Raw genomic sequence first — 20,498 nt, 5'->3', positions numbered from 1 at the left:
GGCAGGCTGGAATCAGGCCGCTGCATCAAGCAGCTTCAGCGTGTCGGACAGGATCTGGATGGCAAGTTCTCGCTCCCGAACCCGCCCGATCCGCAATGCATCCAAGACGGCCAGCAGACGGTACAACGCTCGATCGGCAAGCGCCGCCTGCGGCGCAGTGCGATAGATCGGCGAGACCGACGGGCCTTTGGCCGAGCCTTTGGGATGCGCCCATACAGGCGTGTCATCCGAAACATGCGTTAGGCTCGCAAGTGGCTCGGCACCGTGCGCAGTCGGCACACCCCGCTTGACCGAACCAATCTCGGCTGGGAACGCGTAACGGGCGCCATGAACTAGGAACTCCTGCAACGCCGAGTGGATCGGCAGCCAGTCCCCCCTGCCCCGTTCGTTCACCAATCCGGCAGCCGTGGCCCGCTTGACGCTAGCGTGGACCTCCGCCGCGCTCATGAACAACTCCTGCGCAAGCGCAGCGAAGGTGAACTTTCGCTCCGGATGGGCACAAACCTTCAGCAGCACCAGCAGTTCTTGGGGTTTCAGGTCCACGGCTCGTATTCGCTATTCGCGAATAGCGAATACTGACTTAGCAAAGATGCTATTTCAAGCGACAAATCGAAATGTCTGCAGCATCAACCAATCACTCACCCCCAGCAAGAAACCACACCGGCTTGAGCGGCAAACGCGCGCGGGCGATGTCGTCGAGCTGGGCATAGTGCGTCGTCCACAAGCTCAGCAGCTTGCGCGCATCGATCAGGCTGATGCGGCGATGCGACTGCCGCGCCTCGTAGTCCGCATCCTTGGTGAAACCGGACAAGGCCACGAACAGGCCCACGTCGCCCTCGCCGAGCACGGCCATGAAGCTGCGCAGGCCCATCACGTCGATGCGCGGAGAGTTCGCGTTGCGCTTGACCTGCACCTTGATGCGCGGCGGCCGGGTGCCGAGCGGGTCGTTGTAGGCGATGATGTCGGTGCCGCCGTCCTTGCCGGGCGGGGCGATCCAGGCGACGTGGTAGCCCATCGCCTTCAATAGCGAGCCGACCAGTTCCTGGAAATCGTACGGCGGCATCGCCGCCAGGTATGCCTCGACCTCGGTCCATGCCATCTCCTCGGCTTCTTCCAGGGTGATGGTGGCCGAGCCTTCACCGAGTTCTTCCTCGCCTTCGTCGTCCTCCACGGGGTCCGGCTGGGCGCTCTTCCATTTGCGGTAGAGCTGGCCGACCGCACGGGTGAATTGCTCGGGGTCGGGATAGGCCTGCAAGGCAGCTTCGCCATCGGGCGTCAGGGTCCAGATGCCCTTGTCCTTGACCATCCAACCGGCCTTCACCGGCGCCACGGTGCTGAAGCGCACGATCTTCTCGAAGCGGCGGCCGCCGGTCTGGTAGTCCCCTGCCTCGTACTCGGTCATCGTGACCTGCTTCGCCAGCACCTCCAGCGCATCGCTGGCCCGCATCCCCTCCGGCTGCGCCTTGAGGATCTGGAACAGCATGCGGATCAGTTCGCCTTTGCGGCGCTTGGTGATGTTGGCCATCGGCTCTCCATGTCTCCGGTGTATTGGCGCGGGGCGCGGGCATGATAGCCGCCTTCACGCCTTGCGAGATTCCGGCCACGCTTTGCCTCGCACTCGCTTTGTCGAAGCGAAGGCATCTGCGGGCTCATATCTTCGGTTCTCAGCGTCTTCAATAAGTAGCAGGTCGGTAACGCACAGCCCGCCACGTAAGTCAGTGATAGTCGTCTTCGCGCTGATGCCGAACCGCCAGCACCGTGACGCATTGGCTGTCCTCGATCTCGAACAGCAGCACATAGCCGCTGGCGCCAAAGCCGATCACCAACTCGCGCAGAAATGGATCCCCTGGGCCTGCCTTGCGGCAGCTCAACGGCGCAAGTTCAAGCACGGTGATGCCGTCTCGGATGGCCTGCAGCGCATGCTCGGCCACGGTGAAATCGCCCTCTGCGCGTTGCAGCAGCCAGTCGTAGAGGCGCGAGAGGTCTTCGCGCGCTTCCTCCGTGAAGCGGACGGTGAATCCCACGCTGCCTTAGCCCTTCTGGGCCGCATCCAGCCGGGACTGCAGCCCAGCCAGCACGTCTTTCGCGTCGATGTAGCGGCCCGACTGCCGGGCGCTATCGCGCGATGCCAGGCCGCGCGCGATAAACGCGTCCTGCTGCTGTCGCAGCTGAACTTGGGCGCGCACGGACTGCTCGACGAAGCTGGACAGGGTTTCGCCCTTTTGCAGCACCGCCTCGGCGGCCTCGCGCAGCGCAGGATCGACCCGGAGCGAAGGTAGGGATGCTGACTTCATGCGACACCTCATGCGTTGCAATTGCAACGCATGATGACAGGCGGACGCAATGTCTTCAACCAAGAACCAACTCGTGTGGGCGCCACTCGAATCGCCAGGCCAATTCCTCAAGCCACCCCCTGCCCCACCACAAACACCACCCCATCGCCGCCACCCCCGCTCTGCCGCAACCGCCCCTCTGCCTCCAGCGCCTCCAGCGACACATCGGCGCCGAGGTCAGTCGCCCCACCTTCCAACGTCAACCCCACCCACCGATCGCGGCCGGCATGCTTGGCGCGGTAAAGCGCGGCGTCGGCGATGCGCAGGCTCAGCGGCCAGTCGCCGCCGGGGTGGGCGGGGAACAGGCTGACGCCCATCGATACAGTGAGGGCGATGCGGCCGCTCGGGCGCAGCAGCGGGTCGGCCTGCAGGCGTTCGCGCAGGCGGCGGAACAGGCGCGGGGCGTCGGCCAGGGTGCCGCCGGGGCAGATCCACAGGAATTCTTCGCCGCCCCAGCGGGCGATGATGTCCGAGCTGCGTGCGCACTCGCGCAACAAGTCGCCCAGATGCATCAGGGCGTGGTCGCCGCCTTCGTGGCCGTGCAGGTCGTTGACGCGCTTGAAGTGGTCGATATCCAGCAGCGCGATCAGCAGCGGCTCCTGCGTGCGCTCGGGCGTCGCCGCGGCCTCGCGTGCCTGCAACCAGGCGGTGACGTAGCGGCGGTTGCGCAGGCCGGTAAGGGCGTCCTCTTCGCTCTGGCGGCGGATAGTGGCGGTGAGCTGTTCCAGTTCGCGGTGCTGGGTCTGGATCTCGTCGTTCTTGCGCGCCAGTTCGGCGTTGATGCGCCGGCGCACGCGGCCTTCGCGCACCTTGAGCAGGAAGAACCCGGCCAGCGCCAGCAGTGCGGCGAGCAGGCCGTAGAGCACGCTGCGCTGGCGCTGTTCGCGCGCCTGCAGTTGCGCGTAAGCGGCCTGTTCGGCGGCGCGGGTGCGGCCGAGCGCGGCCAGCTCGCTCTTCTTGCGCGCCAGGTCCACCGCCGATTCGAGCTCGGCGATGCGGGTCTTGGATTCGACGTTCACCGCCTCGTCGTTGACCGCCTTGTATTCGCGCATCAGCGCCAGCGCCTCGCGGTCGCGGCCGAGCGCGTCGAGGTTGTCGATCATGCGCGGGTACAGTTCCAAGCGCCGCGTCACGTTGTCCGACTGCGCGAACAATTGCCGCGAACGCGCGAACGCGTCGGCGGCGGCTTCGCGCTGGCCGAGATCGGCCAACGCGGCGCCGAGGGTGGAATAAACGATGGCGCCTTCGCCGTTGTCGCCGTGATCGCCAGTGTGCGCCGCGTTCTCCAGCAGTGCAGCCGCTTCGCGCAGCAAGGGCAAGGCTTCCTGTGGGCGATGCTGGCTGGACAGCACGTTGGCGAGGTTGTTGAGCGGACCGATCAGCGAGGCGTTGCCATCGGCGCGCGCCGACGCCAGCGCCTGCCGGTAGATGGCCTCGGCGCGCTGCAGTTCGTTGGCACCTTCATAGGCCGCGCCCAGATTGCCGAGCACGGCTGCGCGTGGCAGTCCCTTGCGCGGCTTGGCGTCGTAGGCGGCCAGCGCACGCTGGCCGTAGGCGATCGCCTTCTCCCATTCGTGGGCGTAAATGAACACCGCGGTGGCGTTGTGCAGCATGGCGGCGTCGTCCGGCTTGCCCAGCGCCTTGCCCAACCGCTCGACCTCGAGCAGGGCGGCGATCGCGTCGGGCATGCGCCCCTGCTGCGAGGACACGATGAAGATGATCTGGTTGGCGTTGTATTCCACCAGGTCCGGATGCTTGCGCACCTTCGACAACGCGATCCGGGCCACGCGCAGGGCGTCGTCCTGCGCACCCATCCGGTAGTAGGACGCGGCCAGTTGCCGCCACAGTTCGGCGATATGCGGGTCGTCCGGCAGTTCCTTCTCCAACCGCTGCAGGTCGGCTTCGAGTTCGGCGATGCGGGCGGCGTCGCGCGGCTGCCAGATGGCGCCGTTGAGTTGCTTGAACAAACGAAGCCGCTGCAGCGGCGACAACGGCTGGGTGAGCAGGGCCGAGCCGAGGGCGACCACGGTCTCCGGCTTGCCGGCGGCGGACGCCGCATCCACCAGTTCCAGCCCGAGGGGCACCAGGCCCTGCTTGTCGGCGGCGGCGTCCCAGGCCGGCATACCCATGCGCAATGCGGCCGCCGGGTTGTCGGCACGCACCGCCGCCACGCATGCGGGCAACGCCTGCGCCGGCGCACATGCGGGCGCTGCCGCTGTCTGTGCCGATACGCACGGCACGAGCACTCCCCACCACAGCAGCGCCCCGAGCGACTGCCAAACCAAGCGACTGCGCACTGCGTTCTCCCCAAGATGCCGCGGCGCACGCCGGAGCCCTGGGCGCGGCAGTTGCCGTCGCAATCTGGTTCCCCGCGTGTCGCTGCCGATGTGCAGCGACGCCGATCCGTGCGCTGCTATCGGCTGGGCAGCCGGATTCTTGAGCCCCATCTCATGCGGGAAGCCACGTAGCGCACATGACGCACCGCCCGAGGGCACTCAGGCGCGAGACGTGCAGCTTTGCGACACGAGGCGATCCTGCACATATGCCCTCTTCGCCACGGCACCACCCCGCACGCCGGCATTCACACCGGCGGCAATTGCCGCAACTGCTCCGCGCTGGGGAAGGCGCGCACACGGTAGCGCGGCGGATACAGGTTCGGCTGGCGCTCCATCAGGTCGCCGAGCAGGGCGAACGCCGGCTCCCACTCGGCGACGGTCACGTCGGCTTCGCCGTCGTCGCGCGGGACGACGAAGGCGATGTGGTCGGTCCTGGGCAGCAAGGTGTCCACGCCCTCGGTCCAGGTGCCGACCGACACCTGCTGCGTGCTGTCGTTGCGGTCCTGGTAGACGTTGAACGAAGCCACGAACACATCCACGTCGTTGGCCTCGTGCAGCCTGTCGAGCAGCGCCTTCTGGCCGGCGTAGGCGGGCGTATCCAGCCTCCGCCGCAGGTCGGCCTGGCGCTGCCGGTGCTCGGGCGCCGTCAGGGCGAACGGCACCATGCGGCGCGCGTCGTCATAGGTGAAGGCCAGCCAGGAGATGCAGCGACCGTGCTCGGCCGCTTGCAGACTCAGTTCCAGCATGAGCGCCATGGCCACGTGGTCGCGCTCGCCGACCACCAGCAGGCAATCGCGCGTGGGCAGCATGAACACCGGACGCCCCGCCACCGGCGCGCGATGCAGCACATCCGGCAACAAGGCGCGGCTGGTGTCGTAGGCGTCGTACCAGGCGCCGCGGAACACGCCGGGAGCGACTTCGGCGAAGCGATCCTCGGTGGCGTCGCGCAGATTGTCGCGGGCGATGGCCAACCCCTCGTCCAGGGTGATGCCCCACTCCGCCCGCGGCCCGGCGATCAGGGTGGAGGTCGAATCGGGCAGGTCCAGCGCCAGCAACTCGACGCAATCCTCGGCGATGTCGCGGCAGGCATAGGGAAACGGCACGTCCATGCCCTTCTCGCACTGCTGCTCCAGGCGCAGGTCCTCGAACATGCCGCGGTTGCGGATCACCGGCATCAGCGTGGCGCGCAGTACCTCGAAGCTGCGTTGCTGGCGGCTTTCCTCCTGCTCGTTGAGGAAGGCGGCGACATAGCTGTGCAGCGCCTCGTCGCGCCTGCGCCGGTCGGCCTGGGTGTAGGAGTGGTAAGCGTTGTGCAGATGGATGGTGCGGCCGTTCTGGCCGACCAGGCGGAACGCGTCCGGCTGGTACGTGAGGGGTTCGGTATAGCCGCGCGCCTGCAACGCCTCCAGGAACAAGCGGGCGAACGCATCCGGCCCCGGCGGCTTGCGGTTGAACAGCATGTCGAACAGGCCATTGAACATCGGCGATCTTCCTTGGAGTCGGGTGCGTGCAACGCGCCGTCGCACGCCTATCGCGCGGGTGGCTGCTGGCCCACCATCCTCTCGCAAAAAAGCCCCGCCAAGGCGGGGCTTTCGCTGAACGCCGCAGCGCGCGCCAGGATCAGGCGAACGGATCCTGCAGCACCATCGTGTGCTCGCGGTCCGGGCCGGTGGAGACGATCGAGATCGGGCAGCCGGCCAGTTCCTCCAGCGCGCGCAGGTAGGCGCGGGCGGCGGGCGGCAGTTCGTCCCACACGGTGATGCCGTGGGTGTTCTCGCTCCAGCCCGGGAACTCCAGGTACACCGGGGTGCACTCTTCCCAGCCCTGCGCGTCCAGCGGTGCGTACTCGGTGCGCTTGCCGCGGTATTCGTAGGCGATGCACACCTTCAGCTTCTCCATGCCGTCGAGCACGTCGAGCTTGGTGATGCACAGGCCGGAGATGCCGTTGATGGCCACCGCGCGCTTGAGCGCGACGATGTCCATCCAGCCGCAGCGGCGCGGGCGGCCGGTAGAAGCGCCGTACTCGGCACCGCGATCGCGGATGCCCTGGCCGATCTCGTCGTCCAGTTCGGTCGGGAACGGGCCGCCGCCGACGCGGGTGGCGTAGGCCTTGGCGATGCCCAGCACGTAGTCGATGTCCTGCGCGCCCACGCCGGTGCCGGCCAGCGCGCCGCCGACGGTGGTGTTGGAGCTGGTGACATAGGGATAGGTGCCGTGGTCGATGTCCAGCAGCGCGCCCTGCGCGCCTTCGAACAGCACGCGCTTGCCCTGCTTGCGCAGGTCGTGAAGGATGCCGGCGACGTCGGACTTCATCGGCTGCACGTATTCGCCGAAGGCCAGCGCTTCGTCGAAGGTCTTCTGGAAGTCGACCGCTTCCACGCCCAGGTACTTGGTCAGCACGAAGTTGTGGTAGTCCAGCGCGGTGCGCAGCAGCTCTTCCAGCTGCGGGGGGTAATGCAGGTCGGCGACGCGGATGCCGCGGCGCGCCACCTTGTCTTCGTAGGCCGGGCCGATGCCGCGGCCGGTGGTGCCGATGGCCTTGCCGCCGGCGGCCTTCTCGCGGGCCTGATCCAGAGCGATGTGGTACGGCATGATCAGCGGCGCGGCCGGCGAGATCTTCAGGCGCGAACGCACTTCCACGCCGGAGGTCTCCAGCTCTTCGATTTCCTTGCGCAGCGCGGCCGGGGAGATCACCACGCCGTTGCCGATCAGGCACAGCGCGTCGGCGCGCAGGATGCCGGACGGGATCAGGTGCAGGACGGTCTTCTTGCCGTTGATGACGAGGGTGTGGCCGGCATTGTGGCCGCCCTGGAAACGCACGACGGCACCGATTTCCTCGGTGAGCAGATCGACGATCTTGCCTTTGCCTTCATCGCCCCACTGGGCGCCGAGCACGACAACTGACTGACCCATGGCTGGGTAACTCCTGGTTTGCTGCGCGACCGTCGGGGCCACGCGGATGTGGTGGCCGTGCGGGGTCCGACCGGCGCCGGTGCGGCCGCTCCATCGGGGAGCGTCCAGGCGGCGGCAGGGCCCATACACGGAAAAAGCCGGTCGAGACGCTCACGTGGAGCGGGCCCGGCCGGCTTTTGTGCATTATCCGGGTTTTGGGTGGCGGTCACCACCCCCTGACCGGCCGCGTTCAGTAACGCCTGTCGCGGCTGAAGCCGCTCCTACAGATGCTTGGCGACCGGGAACCCGCTCTTGCGAATCCCCAATCCCGAATCCCCAATCCCGCCCCCTCAGCGCTCGCTCTTGAGGTACTGCAGGAACGGATCGTTCTTGTCGAGCACGATCACGCCGTTGCCGTCGGCCATGCCGCCGCGGTAGGCCTCCAGGCTGCGGTAGAAGGCGTAGAACGACGGGTCGGCGGAGCCGGCCTTGCCGTACACGCTGGCGGCTTCGGCATCGCCTTCGCCGCGCAGCTTCTGCGCGTCGCGCTCGGCCTCGGCGACCAGCACCGTGCTCTCGCGGTCGGCCTGGGCGCGGATGGTCAGCGCCTGCTCCTCGCCTTCGGCGCGCAGCTTGGCCGCTTCCTGCTTGCGCTGCGCGCGCATGCGCTCGTACACGTCGTTGATCACCTGGCTGTCGGTCGGCAGGTCGATCTGCTTGATGCGCAGGTCGACGATCTGCATGCCCAGGGTCTTGCTCGCCGCGTTGATCGCCACCAACTGCTTGGCGATCAGTTCGCTGCGGTCGCCGGACACCAGCTGCTGCAGGGTGCGCGAGTTGATCTGGTTGCGCAGCGAATCGGTGATGATCGGCGCCAGCAGGCTGTTGGCCACCTTCTCGTCGCCGCCCTGGGTGGCGCGGAAGAAGGCGCGCACGTCGGAGATGTAGCCGATGGCGAAGAAGCTGACGCTGACGTCCTTCTGCTCGGCGGTGAAGTAGCGCGCGGGATTGGTGTCGATCACCTGGAAGCGGCGGTCGAACATGCGCACCGACTCGACCAGCGGCACCTTGAAGTGCAGGCCCGGCTTGAGGTCGGCACGCACCACGCGGCCCAGGTTCAGCACCATCGCCGCCTTGTCCTCGGGCACCACGAACACCGAGCTGAGCAGCGCGAACAGCGCGACGACGGCAATGCCCGCCCACAATGACAGTCTCATCGCTGGATCTCCTCACGGCCGGTCGGGCGCGGCGTGCGCTCCGGGTTGCGGACACTTTCGGCCGACGTGCTGTTCAAGGCCGGCAGCAACACCTCCTGCGGCAACGTCGGCAGCGACGTGGTGGGCGTCGGCGGGGTCGCCGCCGCCGGCGCCTTGCTGTCGGCCGGCATCGGCACATAGATCAGCTGGCGGCCGTCGCCGCCGATGACCTTGCGGTTCTCCGCCAGCACCTGCTGGATCGTCTCCAGCCACAGCCGCTTGCGGGTGACGTCCGGCGCGTTCTGGTACTGCTGCTGCAGCAGGGTGAAGCGCTCGGCGTCGCCCTGCGCGCGGGCGATCGCCGCTTCCTTGTAGCCTTCGGCCACGGTACGGGTGCGCGCCGCCTGGCCGCGCGCCTCCGGCACCACCTTGGCGGCGTAGGCCTGGGCCTCGTTGATCAGCCGCTCCTTGACCTGCTGGGCGCCGTTGACCTCGTCGAAGGCCGACTTCACTTCTTCCGGCGGACGCGCGTCGGGCAGGGTCAGGCCGGTCACGATCAGGCCGGTGTGATAGGCCTTCAGCGCGGCCTGCAGGCGCTCGCGCGCGGCCACCGCCATCGGCCCGCGGTTGTTGAGCACCGTGTTGAGATCCGAGCGGCCGATCTGCTCGCGCACCGCGCTCTGCGCGGCCTGCTCCAGCACCAGGTCGGCGCTGCGCGCACCGAACACGTAGGTGCGCGGATCCTCGACCCGGTACTGCACGTTGAGCGAGACGTTGACGATGTTCTCGTCGCCGGTCAGCACCGGCAACTGGCTGTCGAAGGTCTTGATGCGGGTGGCGTCGACCTTGCGCACGGTCTCGATCGGCCACGGCAGCTTGAAGTTCGGGCCGGGCTGCAGGATCCGCGAGAACTGGCCGAACCGCAGCACCACGCCGCGCTGCTGCTCGCCGATCAACTGGAAGCTGCTGAACAGCAGCACCAGCACCACCGCGCCCAGGACCCAGCGGCCGATGCCGCCGCCGTCGCCGAACAGGTCCTTCAACGGACCGGGCAACCCACCCCACTTGCCTCCCCCATTGCCGCCACGCGGCGGCCAGGGACCGCGCCCGTGATTGTCCGGGCCGTCTCCGCCCTTGCCGCCAGGTGTGTTCCAGGCCATGCATGCTCCAAGAAGGAAGGTGGCGCCGCGTCGGTCACGCGCCGGTCACCGGAAATGAGTCGCCGATTCTACAAGATGGGGCAGACCCGCCGTTTCGAAAGGGTATCTTGGTGCATTCCTGCGTGCCGACCAAGGTGTTCCATGTCCGTTCCCGCCCAGTTCTCCGCCTTCCGCATCCACCAGGACGCCAGCGGCTACCACGCCGGCCTCGTCCCGCTGTCGCTGGACCAGCTCAGCGAGGGCGAGGTGGTGATCCGCGCGGCCTGGTCGTCGGTGAACTTCAAGGACGCGCTGGCCGGCACCGGCCAGGGCAAGATCCTGCGCCGCTTCCCGCTGGTCGGCGGCATCGACGTGGCCGGGCACGTGGCCGCCTCCCGCGACCCCGCGTTCAAGGAAGGCGATGCGGTGCTGGTCACCGGCTGCGGCCTCAGCGAGACCCGCGACGGCGGCTACAGCGAGTACGTGCGCCTGGAATCCAGGTGGGTGGTGCCGCTGCCGGCCGGACTGAGCCTGCGCGAGAGCATGGTGCTGGGCACCGCCGGCTTCACCGCGGCGCTGGCGCTGCTGCGCCTGCTCGACAACCGTCAGACCCCGGCGCACGGCCCGCTGTGCGTGACCGGCGCCACCGGCGGGGTCGGCTCGCTGGCGGTCGACCTCTTCAGCCGCGCCGGCTTCGAGGTGCATGCGGTCAGCGGCAAGGCCGACCGCGCCGCGCAACTCCAGGCCTGGGGCGCCAGCCAGGTGCTGGGCCGCGACGCCCTGCAGACCAGCCGGCCGCTGGAGTCGGTGCGCTTCGGCGGCGGTCTGGACAACGTGGGCGGGGCGATGCTGACCAGCCTGCTGGCGCAGACGGCGCCGTACGGCAACGTCGCCAGCGCCGGCCTGGCCGCGACCGCGGAGCTGGACATGACGGTGATGCCCTTCATCCTGCGCGGGGTGTCGCTGCTGGGCATCGGCTCGGCCGGCACCGCCCGCGACCTGCGCGACCGCATCTGGCAGCACCTGGGCAGCGACTGGAAGCCCCGCCACCTGGAGACGATCTGCACCCGCGAAGTGGACCTGGCCGGCCTGCCGGAGGTGTTCGCCACGATGCTGGCCGGGCAGTCGTTCGGGCGCACCGTGGTGCGGCTGGATCCAAGCGCGTAGCCACGCCGACGCTTTGTGACACGCAACGCTTTCCGCCTTCGCGCCGCTGCCTCTACACTCGGAGCCTCCTAGGGGGAACTACATGGCACGCATTCTGATCGTCGACGATTCGCCGTCGCAGTTGCTGGGCATCCAGCGCATCGTGGAAAAGCTGGGGCACGAAACGATCACCGCCACCGACGGCGCCGCCGGCGTGGAAGCGGCCAAGGCGGCCTTGCCGGACCTGGTGCTGATGGACGTGGTGATGCCCAACCTCAACGGCTTCCAGGCCACCCGCACCCTGCGCCGCGAGCCGACCACGCAGAACATCCCGGTGATCCTGGTCACCACCAAGGACCAGGACACCGACCGCATGTGGGGCATGCGCCAGGGCGCCCGCGCCTACATCACCAAGCCGTTCTCCGAGGACGAGCTGTACGAGGTGATCGAGCGCGTGTTCAGTGGCGAGGATGCGCCGTAGAGGCCGGGATTGGGGATTGGGGATCGTAAGGGCGGGTTTACGGGCGGCGTTTGAGTGCGCGGCGTAAGGCCGCATGCAATCGGCGCGCCTTGTAGGAACGGCTTCAGCCGCGACAGGCGTTACCGGTAATGCCTGTCGCGGCTGAAGCCGCTCCTACGACGTTGCAGCGCGAGGGGAGCCCGCTTTTGCGAATCCCCAATCCCGACTCCCCAATCCCGCCTCACTTCATACGGCCTCGCCAAACGCCTTGGCCAACCCGCGATACGCCTTGCGCTGCGCTTCGGTTTCCGGCGCCGGCGCCAGCACTTCCAGTTCGACGATCTGGTCGCCCGGCGGGGTGCCCGGCAGGCCGCGGCCGCGCAGCCGCAGCTTGCGGCCGGCGTCGGACTCGGGCGGGATCTTCAGTTCCACCGCCCCGCCCAGGGTCGGCACGCTGATGCTGGTGCCCAGCGCCGCCTGCCATGGCGTCACCTGCAGGGTGTAGAGGATGTTGCGGCCGTCCACCTCGAACTGCGGATGCGCGGCGTACTCGATCTCCAGCAGCAGGTTGCTGCCGCCGTTGCCCTGCCCGCTCAACCGGATCACCTGGCCGGGGCGCACGCCCTTGGGCACGCGCACGTCCAGTTGCTTGCCGTTGATGGTGATGCGCACGCTGTCGCCGGCGTACACCGCCTCCAGCGGCACCGCCAGCTTGGCGCGGGTATCGCCACGCGGCGCGCCGGGTCCCGGCCCGGGGCCGGCGCCGCCCTGGCGGGCGCGCTGCTGGCGGGCGAACAGGCTCTCGAAGAAGTCGCTGAAGCCGCCACCGGCGCCGCCGTTGCCGAATACCTCCTCGAAATCGAAGCCCTGCGCACCACCGTAGTTGGGCGGCGCGTGGAACTCCTCGCCCGGGCGGTAGCCCTGCGCGCGCAACTGGTCGTAGGCGGCACGCTTGGGCGGGTCGCGCAAGGCCTCGTAGGCTTCATTGATCGCCTTGAACTTCTCTTCGGCCCCAGGCTCCTTGCTGACGTCGGGATGGTACTTGCGCGCCAGCCGCCGGTACGCGGTCTTGATCTCGGCATCGCCGGCGCTGGGTTCCACGCCCAGGGTCGCGTAGTAATCCTTGAATTCCATCCATCACCTCAAAAAGAGTCGGCCCGCCGCCTTGCGGCAACGGGCCGGTTGCATGCACTGCGCCATCGCCCGGCCATTCTACGGCCGGCAGCGGTGGCGCGGCGTCGCGATGGCGACGCCGCTGCGAGCGCGCGCTTACTGCACGATCGTGGCCCCGGTATCGACCTGGATTCGACGCGGCGTGCTCGCCGGACGCTTGGGGATGCGCACTTCCAGCACGCCATGGTAGCCGGTGGCGGAAATGCCATCCGGATCGGCGCTGTCGGGCAGCGCGAAGCGGCGGTGGAAGCTGCCGTAGCGACGCTCGATGCGCGAGAAGCGCTCGCTGTCGGCGGCCGATTCGCTCTTGCGCTCGCCCTTGATCGAGAGGATGCCCTTGTCCATCGACACCTCGATCTCCGACGGGTCGATGCCCGGCAGGTCGGCGTACAGCACGAAGCGCTCCGGCTCCTCCTTGATGTCCACGCGCGGCACCCACTGCGCGGTGACGACGGCCGATTCGTCGGTGCCGCCATTGGGGTCGAAGAAGCGGTCGAACACCTGCTTGATCTCGTTCTGGAATGCGGCCTGGGCCGGCCACTGGCGATAACGGACGATGCTCATCGTGGTCTCCTGAAACGTGAATGAGGTACACCCCGAAGGGGACGGTTCGCGGCGGCGGGACCGGCCCGCCGTCCATGCCCGTCAGATAGGCCTGCCGCGGCGCTTTTCAAGGCGTTGACGCCACCTTCCCATTTCCGTTTCTAGACTCGGTTCATCCAAGGAGCCCGACATGCCCATCCAGACCGGCGAACGCATTCCCGAAGTGGTGCTGCAGCGCATCCGCGACGGCGTCGAAGCCGTGGACACGCGCACCCTGTTCGACGGCCGCCGCGTGCTGCTGTTCGCGGTACCCGGCGCCTTCACCCCCACCTGTTCGGAGAAGCACCTGCCCGGCTACGTGGAGCACTTCGAGGAGTTCCGCAAGCGCGGCATCGAGGTGTACTGCATGGCGGTCAACGACCCGTTCGTGATGCAGGCCTGGGGCAAGAGCCAGCTGGTGCCGGACGGCCTGCAGATGCTGTCCGACGGCAATGGCGACTTCGCCAAGGCGCTGGGCCTGGAACTGGACGCCAGCAGCTACGGCATGGGCGTGCGGGCGCGCCGCTTCGCGCTGTACGCCGACGACGGCGTGGTGCGTGCGCTGTTCGTCGAGGCGCCCGGCGAGTTCAAGGTCTCCGCCGCCGACTACGTGCTCCAGCATCTTCCCGACTGATCCCCTTCCCCTTACCCACCACAGGAAACGGCCAGCCATGTCCAACAAGCCAGCCTCCCCGAAGACCGATGCCAAGCCGCTGCAGCACACCGCCGGCCTGACCGACACCGCCACGCTGCGCGCCAATGCCCGCCAGAGCATCGAGGACGGCGCGATCACCAAGACCTACTGCGCCGACCGCGAGGCGGTGATCAAGATGCTCAACGACGCGCTCGCCACCGAGTACGTGTGCGTGCTGCGCTACTACCGCCACTACTTCATGGCCGCCGGCATGCTCGCCGATGCGGTGAAGGCCGAGTTCCTGGAGCACGCGCAGCAGGAGCAGGCGCATGCGCACAAGCTCGCCGAGCGCATCGTGCAGCTGGGCGGCGAACCGGACCTCAATCCGGACACGCTGACTGCGCGCTCGCACGCGGAGTACAAGGAAGGCGAGGATCTGCGCGACATGGTCAAGGAGAATCTGATCGCCGAGCGCATCGCCATCGACAGCTACCGCGAGATGATCAATTTCGTCGGCGACAAGGACACCACCACCAAGCGCATCCTGGAAGACATCTTGGCCCAGGAAGAAGAGCACGCCGACGAGTTCTCGGACATGCTGGAAGGCTGGATCGGGAAGTAAGCCGGTTCAGCGTTACGCCCTCTCGTAGGAGCGGCTTCAGCCGCGACAGGCCGTTTCGATGGCGCCTGTCGCGGCAAAGCTGCTCCTACTGTTTTTCTTTTCGCGCGATACGCAAATCTCAAGCTAAAGCGAAGGCTTTCGCCCTGACGGGCGAGTCACTTTTCTTTGCTTGTGCAAAGAAAAGTAACCAAAAGAAAGCACACCCTGCCTCGCGCCCTCCGCGCTGACGCGCTCCGGGTCCGCGTCCATCGCGGGGATCCGCGGAAGGGGCATCCTGCCCCTGCCGCGGACGGCGCACATCCATGTGCGCCGCCCTTCGGGTGTTTCCCCGCGATGGCCGCCGCTTCGGAAGGGAACCCGGCAAGTCAAAAGCAACAGCAAGAGCGACAGCAACAGCAGCAACCAAAGCCAAAGCCAAGCGACAGCCGCCCGCAGGGACCGCAGTTATCGGTGTCCGGGAGCGATGTGGGAGGGACTTCAGTCCCGACTGCTTCCGAGGTCGGATCGCCCGTCTACTCTGATCGTCGTCGTTGCGTGACAGTTGGCTTCTACGAGCGCGCGCCTCCGCTGCTCAACGCAACACCCGAAACCGCACCTGGGTCCAGGCGCCGTTACTGGCCAAGGCGGTCAGGGTGTGGTCGCCGGCATCGGCGAAGTCGCGCTGGAAGGTGCGCGCGCCCTCGGTGCGGGCGATCCAGCGGCCGTCCAGCAGCCAGTCCACCGGGGTGCTCGTGCCCAGCGCGCGCACCTGCAGACGCACCGTGGTGCTGCCCGGCGCGCGTGCCAGGGTGGCGCGGTCGTTGAGGCCTTCGATGCGCAATACGTCGCTGCGGCCGCGGCCGTCGTCGCGGCAGTCCGGCGACAGCGCCGGCAATTGCCCGGCCTGGCGCTCGCTGGCGTGCAGCCACGGGGTCAGCAGCGCCGGCCAGCGCGCCAGGTCGCGGGTGACCGCCTCATGCGGCTGCGCGCAGTCCGGCGACAGGCGCAGGCCGCTGTGCGCGTCCACCTGCACGGTCTCGCGGCCGGCGCTCCACAGCCGCGCGTCGCGCTCGGCGAAGGTCGGTGGCACCGCGCCATCCAGCGCATAGGCGGAGAAGCGCCGTTGGCACAAGGCCGGCGGGGTCTGCTCGGCGGCGATGCCCAGCGGCCAGCACACGTCCACCTGCTGCACCGACGCCGGCATCGGCCGCGGTGCGTTGTCGCCGCGCAGGCGCGGCAGGCTGTCGATGGTCTCGAACATCAGCGGCAAGGCGGTCACCGCGCCGTACTGGCCGGGCAGCGGGGTGCCGTCGGGGCGGCCGACCCAGACGCCGACGGTGTAGCGGCGGGTACTGCCGATCGCCCAGGCGTCGCGGTAGCCGTAGCTGGTGCCGGTCTTCCAGGCCACCCGGGGGCGCGCGCCGACGTCGAAGGTGCCGATGCCGTAGCCGGGACGCGGATTGGCCTCGAGCATCTCGCGCACGATCCAGGCCGCGCCGGGCGACATCAGGCGCCGCTCGATGCGCTGGTCGGACGCGCTGTAGCGCACGTGGCCGGCGATGCCGTCGCGGTTGAGCGCGGCGAAGGCGCCGACCAGTTCCTCCAGCTTCGCGCCGGTGCCGCCGAGGATCAGCGCCAAGTTGGGCGTGCTGCCGCGCGGGAACCGCAGGCCGATGCCGGCGTTGCTCAGCCGCGCGGCGAAGCGCGCCGGCCCGACCCGGTCGAGCAGGTCCACCGCCGGCACGTTGAGCGACAGGCGCAGGGCGCTGGCCGCGCCGATCGGGCCATTGAAGGCTTCGTCGAAATTGCCCGGGCGGTAGTCGCCGAAACTCTGCGGCGCGTCGACCAGCAGGCTTTCGGAATGGATCAGGCCATCGTCCAGGGCCATGCCGTACAGGAACGGCTTGAGCGTGGAGCCGGGCGAGCGCCAGGCCTGCACCATGTCCACGTCGCCGAGCCGGCGGCGGTCGCCGAACTGCACCGAACCGATGTAGGCGCGCGCCTGCAGGTCGCGGTTGTCCACCACCAGCAACGCCGCGGAAGTGCGCTCGGGCAGTTGCGAGAAGTAGGCGCTGACCCGGTCCTCCAGGGTGCGCTGCAGGTCGGCGTCGAGGGTGGAGACGATGTGCGCGGCGTGCGGGCGCTGCTGACGCAGGCGCTCGGCCAGCAGCGCGGCGTGCAGCGGCGTCTGCAGCGAGCGCGCCACCACCGGTTCGATGCGCGCGTCGTCGACCTGCGCGCGCGGCCACACGCGCAGCGCGACCATGCGTTCGAGCACCTTGTCGCGCGCCGGGCGCGCCGCCTCCGGATGCCGGTCCGGACGCAACCGGCTCGGCGCCTGCGGCAGCACCGCCAGCAACGCCGCCTCGGCCTGCGACAGGCGCGCGGCCGGCTTGCCCAGGTAGGCCCAGCTGGCCGCCTCCACGCCTTCGATGGTGCCGCCGTAGGGCGCGCGCTCCAGGTACAGTTGCAGGATCTGCCGCTTGCTCAGGTGCGCCTCCAGCTGCAGCGCGCGCAGCGCCTGCTGGGCCTTGCCCCATGGCGTGCGCGTGCTGACTTCGGGCGGCATCAGGATGCGCGCCACCTGCATGGTCAGGGTGGAACCACCGGAGACGATGTGGCGCGAAAACAGCCACTGCTTGGCCGCGCGCAGCAGCGCCCACGGATTGACCCCGGGATGCTGCCAGAACCAGCGGTCCTCGTAGTTCAGCAGCGCCTGCAGGTACAGCGGCGAGACGCTGTCCGGCGTGGCCGGATAACGCCAGACGCCGTTGCTGTCGGCGAAGGCACGCAGCGGCGTACCGTCAGCGGCCACCACCAGGGTCGAGGTGTCGCGCGACTTCGGCAGCGGCAGCGGGAACGCCAGGTCCAGCAACAACAGGCTCGACAGCAGCGCCACCGTGCCCCAGCGCAGCCACGGCAGCAGGCGCATCCAGCGCCGGGGGCGCCGCGCGGCGTGCGGGGCGGCGGTGTCGTCCAGTGGCATGCGGGCTCCCGATGGAAGCGGCCATTTTGCCTGTTGCGGCGACGGCACGGCGAGCGGGATCGCCCCCGGCGCGTACGGCGCCATCGGCGATACGCGGGTCGGAACACCGCCAACAGTTCGCGGTTGCCGCGACACGGTTGGACGCGCTTGCGTTCTGTAGGAGCTGCTTCAGCCGCGACGGGGGTTATCGGGAACGCCCGTCGCGGCTGAAGCCGCTCCTACGACTGCATGGAACTTCCCGAAGACGCGCAATGCCAGCATGTGGCGCAAGGGTGGATCCCGCCGGAGCTCCCCACCCCACCCTATGCCAGCGGCAGGCGCAGCGTCGCCACGCTGCCGGGCGCATCGGTACGCGCCTCCAGGCTCAGGCTGCCGCCCTGGGCTTCCAGGATCTGCCGCGACAGCACCAGGCCGATGCCCGAACCGCCGGGCTTGGTGGTGAAAAACGGCACGAACAGGTTGTCGCTGGGCGGCAGCCCGGCACCGCCGTCGCGCACTTCGATCCGCACATTGGCGCCGTCGCCGCAGGCACGCAGCGTCACCGGCGCACTGCCACCGGCTTCCAGGGCGTTGCGCAGCAGATTGATCAGCACCTGTTCGAGCTGATCGGCATCGGCGCGCGCGTGCAGCGCCGGGTCGATCTCCACATGCACTCGTGCATCGTCCAGCAGTCGCTGCACGCGCGCGCACAGCGGCGCCAGCGCCACGGGCGCCGGGACCGGCGCGGGCAGCCTGGCCAGCCGCGCGTAGCCGCCCAGGAAGCGCTGCAGCGCCGCGCTGCGCTGTTCGATCACGCCCAGTCCGTTGTGCAGGTCGGCCTGCAGTTCGGCGTCGAGTGCCTGCGGCGCGGCCGCCAGCAGCCGCGCGAGGGTGTCGGCGATCGAGGCGATCGGCGTCAGCGAGTTGTTGATCTCGTGACTGAGCACGCGCAGCAGGCGGCGGAAGGCCTGCGCCTCCTCCTCGCGCAGCGCGCGCTCCATCGGCTGCACCAGCAGCAGCCGACCGGCCTGGCTGCGGCTGCGCAAGGCGGCGTGACCGATCTGCCAGCGCCCCTGCTGCCCGGCGAACGCATGCGCCTGGATGCTGCCCGACGGCGCGTCGAACAGGCCGGCAAGTCCCAACGCCTGCACGGATTGCCCGATCGCCTGCTGGGCGGCGACGCCGAGCAGGCGCTCGCCGGCCGGATTGATCAGGCGCAGGCGCTGGTCCTGCTCGAACGCGAACACCGCCCCGTCCAGCGCCGCCAGGGTCTTGCTCAGCAGTTGCAGGCTTTCGTGCGAATCACGCTGTTCGTCCTGCAGGCGTTGCGCCAGGGCGTTGAAGCGCGCCAGCAGGCCGTCGGCATCGCGCGCGTCCTGCGCCGCCCGCACGCTGTAGTCGCCCTCGCGCAGCGCGTCCAGCAGGCCACCGAGAGTGCGCAGGCGCTGCCCGGCGTCGCGCTGCTGCCAGCGCCACAGCGCCGCGGTCAGCAGCAGCACGCACAGCAGCAACAGCACCGCCTCGGGCCACCGCGGCGCGCCGGCGGCGAGCACCAGCACCAAGGCCAGCGAAGCCGGCGCCACCAGCCACAGCGGCCGGAAGCGCTGTCGCTCAGCCGGCGTCATCGCTGCGCAGCCCGTGCTTGCCCAGGCGCCGGTACAGGCTCTGCCGGGTGATGCCGAGCTGGTCGGCGGTGCGCTGCAGATTGCCCTGGTGCTGCGCCAGCGCCTGCTTCAGCAGCAGCGCCTCGGCTTCTTCCAGGGTAAGTTGCGTCGAGAGTGCCGGCGCGGCATTCGTCGCCGGCTGCAGGCGCAGGTCGTCGCTGCCCAGGATGCTGCCGTCGGCCAGCAGCGCTGCACGCTCCATCGCATGCGCCAGCTCGCGCACGTTGCCGGGCCAGGCGTAACCGAGCAGCGCGCGCTCGGCGTCGCGCGCCAGTGTCGGCAGCGGCCGCCGGTAGCGGGTACAGGCGGCGGCGAGGTAATGCCGCGCCAGCGGCAGGATGTCGGCGCCGCGCTCGCGCAGCGGCGGCACCCGCACCTGGAAGGTGTTGAGCCGGTACAGCAGATCCTGGCGGAAGCGGCCGGCGGCCACTTCCGCCTCCAGGTCGGCATTGGTCGCCGCGACGATGCGCACGTCCACCCGTTGCGTGCGCGAGGAGCCGAGTCGCTCGAACTCGCCGTCCTCGATCGCGCGCAGCAGCTTGGGCTGCTGCTGCAGCGGCAGGTTGCCGATCTCGTCCAGGAACAGGGTGCCGCCGTCGGCCAGTTCGAAACGGCCGGCGCGGTCCTGGCGCGCGTCGGTGTAGGCGCCGCGCACGTGACCGAACAGTTCGGCCTCGAACAGGGTCGGTGCCAGACCGCCGATGTTGACCTTGACGAAGGCCTGCGTGCGGCGTGGCGACCACTGGTGCAGCAACTGCGCCAGCAGGCTCTTGCCGGTGCCGTTCTCGCCCAGCAGCAGCACGTTGGCGCCGCTGCCGGCGATGCGCAGCAGATCCTCGACCAGGCGCTGCATCGGTGCCGATTCGGCGACGAAGCCGGCGGCGCCATCCTGCAGCAACAGCGCCTGCGCTTCGCCCAGCCGTTGCGCGGCGCGGCGGCTGCGGTCCAGTGCGATGCGACTCTCCAGCACCGCCAGGACCCGCGCGTTCTGCCAGGGCTTCTCGATGAAATCCACCGCGCCCTCACGCATGGCCGCCACCGCCAGCTCGATGCTGGCCCAGGCGGTCATCGCGATCACCGGCAGCCCCGGCCACTGCGCGGCGATCTGCGCGATCAACGCCAGGCCTTCGGCGCCGGAGGTGGTGTCGCGGGCGTAGTTCATGTCCACCAGCACCGCGGCGAACGCGTCGCCGCGCAGGCAGGCCAGCGCCAGTTCCGGCGACTCGGCGCCGACCATGCCGTAGCCGGCGCTCTTGAGCAGCATGCGCAAGGCCTCGCGCACGTCGGCCTGGTCGTCGACGACGAGGATGCGCGGCAAGGGCGGTGTGCGAGGGTCGGTCATGGCGCAGAGTCTAGCGGCCTGCCGCATCGAGAAAC

General features: G+C 69.0%; 18 protein-coding genes. 4 read left to right on the top strand and 14 right to left on the bottom strand.

Going from position 1 to position 20,498, the window contains the following annotated elements:
* Window positions 1–12: 12 nt before the first annotated feature.
* The 9 genes from AC1PK7_RS05130 to hflK form a co-directional block, all read right to left on the bottom strand.
* Window positions 13–543, bottom strand: a complete 531-nt coding sequence (locus AC1PK7_RS05130; RefSeq protein ID WP_481100065.1) for a MarR family transcriptional regulator — start codon at window positions 541–543, stop codon at window positions 13–15.
* Window positions 544–634: 91 nt separating this feature from the next.
* Window positions 635–1,525 carry a restriction endonuclease gene (locus AC1PK7_RS05125; RefSeq protein ID WP_481100064.1) on the bottom strand — a complete coding sequence of 297 codons (891 nt, stop codon included), beginning with the start codon at window positions 1,523–1,525 and terminating at the stop codon, window positions 635–637.
* 190 nt (window positions 1,526–1,715) lie between these two features.
* Complete coding sequence (locus AC1PK7_RS05120; protein ID WP_481100063.1) at window positions 1,716–2,024, bottom strand: type II toxin-antitoxin system RelE/ParE family toxin; 309 nt, start codon at window positions 2,022–2,024, stop codon at window positions 1,716–1,718.
* A gap of 6 nt (window positions 2,025–2,030) precedes the next feature.
* Entirely contained in the window at window positions 2,031–2,294 is a 264-nt protein-coding gene (locus AC1PK7_RS05115) for a YlcI/YnfO family protein (RefSeq protein WP_481100062.1), read from the bottom strand.
* A 107-nt stretch (window positions 2,295–2,401) separates the two neighbouring features.
* Complete coding sequence (locus AC1PK7_RS05110) at window positions 2,402–4,516, bottom strand: GGDEF domain-containing protein (protein ID WP_481100061.1); 2,115 nt, start codon at window positions 4,514–4,516, stop codon at window positions 2,402–2,404.
* A 398-nt stretch (window positions 4,517–4,914) separates the two neighbouring features.
* Window positions 4,915–6,150, bottom strand: a complete 1,236-nt coding sequence (locus AC1PK7_RS05105; RefSeq protein WP_481100060.1) for a DUF1444 domain-containing protein — start codon at window positions 6,148–6,150, stop codon at window positions 4,915–4,917.
* A 139-nt stretch (window positions 6,151–6,289) separates the two neighbouring features.
* Window positions 6,290–7,582, bottom strand: coding sequence for an adenylosuccinate synthase (locus AC1PK7_RS05100; RefSeq protein ID WP_010340110.1), 1,293 nt, complete (start codon window positions 7,580–7,582; stop codon window positions 6,290–6,292).
* A gap of 329 nt (window positions 7,583–7,911) precedes the next feature.
* The gene (gene hflC, locus AC1PK7_RS05095; protein WP_481100059.1) at window positions 7,912–8,778 is read right to left on the bottom strand and encodes a protease modulator HflC; all 867 of its coding nucleotides are present in this window, start codon (window positions 8,776–8,778) and stop codon (window positions 7,912–7,914) included.
* The gene (gene hflK, locus AC1PK7_RS05090) at window positions 8,775–9,917 is read right to left on the bottom strand and encodes an FtsH protease activity modulator HflK (protein ID WP_481100058.1); all 1,143 of its coding nucleotides are present in this window, start codon (window positions 9,915–9,917) and stop codon (window positions 8,775–8,777) included. The genes hflC and hflK overlap by 4 nt, the downstream gene beginning before the upstream one ends.
* A gap of 141 nt (window positions 9,918–10,058) precedes the next feature.
* On the opposite strand from hflK, the gene AC1PK7_RS05085 reads away from it, so the two are divergent.
* Together AC1PK7_RS05085 and pilH are read left to right on the top strand one after the other, a co-directional pair.
* Window positions 10,059–11,063 (top strand): acrylyl-CoA reductase family protein, encoded by a 1,005-nt coding sequence (locus tag AC1PK7_RS05085; protein ID WP_481100057.1) that lies wholly within the window; start codon window positions 10,059–10,061, stop codon window positions 11,061–11,063.
* 82 nt (window positions 11,064–11,145) lie between these two features.
* The gene (pilH, locus tag AC1PK7_RS05080; protein ID WP_010340114.1) at window positions 11,146–11,523 is read left to right on the top strand and encodes a twitching motility response regulator PilH; all 378 of its coding nucleotides are present in this window, start codon (window positions 11,146–11,148) and stop codon (window positions 11,521–11,523) included.
* 225 nt (window positions 11,524–11,748) lie between these two features.
* Here pilH and AC1PK7_RS05075 read toward each other — a convergent pair whose 3' ends face one another.
* Both AC1PK7_RS05075 and AC1PK7_RS05070 read right to left on the bottom strand, forming a co-directional pair.
* Window positions 11,749–12,636, bottom strand: coding sequence for a DnaJ C-terminal domain-containing protein (locus tag AC1PK7_RS05075; RefSeq protein WP_048490191.1), 888 nt, complete (start codon window positions 12,634–12,636; stop codon window positions 11,749–11,751).
* Window positions 12,637–12,771: 135 nt separating this feature from the next.
* Window positions 12,772–13,239, bottom strand: coding sequence for an Hsp20/alpha crystallin family protein (locus AC1PK7_RS05070; protein WP_160946351.1), 468 nt, complete (start codon window positions 13,237–13,239; stop codon window positions 12,772–12,774).
* A gap of 169 nt (window positions 13,240–13,408) precedes the next feature.
* On the opposite strand from AC1PK7_RS05070, the gene AC1PK7_RS05065 reads away from it, so the two are divergent.
* On the top strand, window positions 13,409–13,891 hold the full coding sequence (locus tag AC1PK7_RS05065) for a peroxiredoxin (RefSeq protein WP_010341348.1): 483 nt from the start codon (window positions 13,409–13,411) through the stop codon (window positions 13,889–13,891).
* Window positions 13,892–13,928: 37 nt separating this feature from the next.
* Window positions 13,929–14,513, top strand: a complete 585-nt coding sequence (locus AC1PK7_RS05060; protein ID WP_481100056.1) for a ferritin-like domain-containing protein — start codon at window positions 13,929–13,931, stop codon at window positions 14,511–14,513.
* Between the two features lie 571 nt (window positions 14,514–15,084).
* Here the strand turns inward: AC1PK7_RS05060 and pbpC are convergent.
* The 3 genes from pbpC to AC1PK7_RS05045 form a co-directional block, all read right to left on the bottom strand.
* The gene (gene pbpC / locus AC1PK7_RS05055; protein WP_481100055.1) at window positions 15,085–17,478 is read right to left on the bottom strand and encodes a penicillin-binding protein 1C; all 2,394 of its coding nucleotides are present in this window, start codon (window positions 17,476–17,478) and stop codon (window positions 15,085–15,087) included.
* A gap of 302 nt (window positions 17,479–17,780) precedes the next feature.
* On the bottom strand, window positions 17,781–18,269 hold the full coding sequence (locus AC1PK7_RS05050; protein ID WP_481100839.1) for a sensor histidine kinase: 489 nt from the start codon (window positions 18,267–18,269) through the stop codon (window positions 17,781–17,783).
* Between the two features lie 799 nt (window positions 18,270–19,068).
* Window positions 19,069–20,463 (bottom strand): sigma-54-dependent transcriptional regulator, encoded by a 1,395-nt coding sequence (locus AC1PK7_RS05045; RefSeq protein ID WP_481100054.1) that lies wholly within the window; start codon window positions 20,461–20,463, stop codon window positions 19,069–19,071.
* Between the last annotated feature and the right edge of the window lie 35 nt (window positions 20,464–20,498).

The sequence above is a fragment of the Xanthomonas sp. NCPPB 3174 genome, from assembly GCF_056725205.1.
The sequence above is the reverse complement of the archived record's forward strand: the minus strand, read 5'-3'. Positions and strand labels throughout refer to the sequence as shown.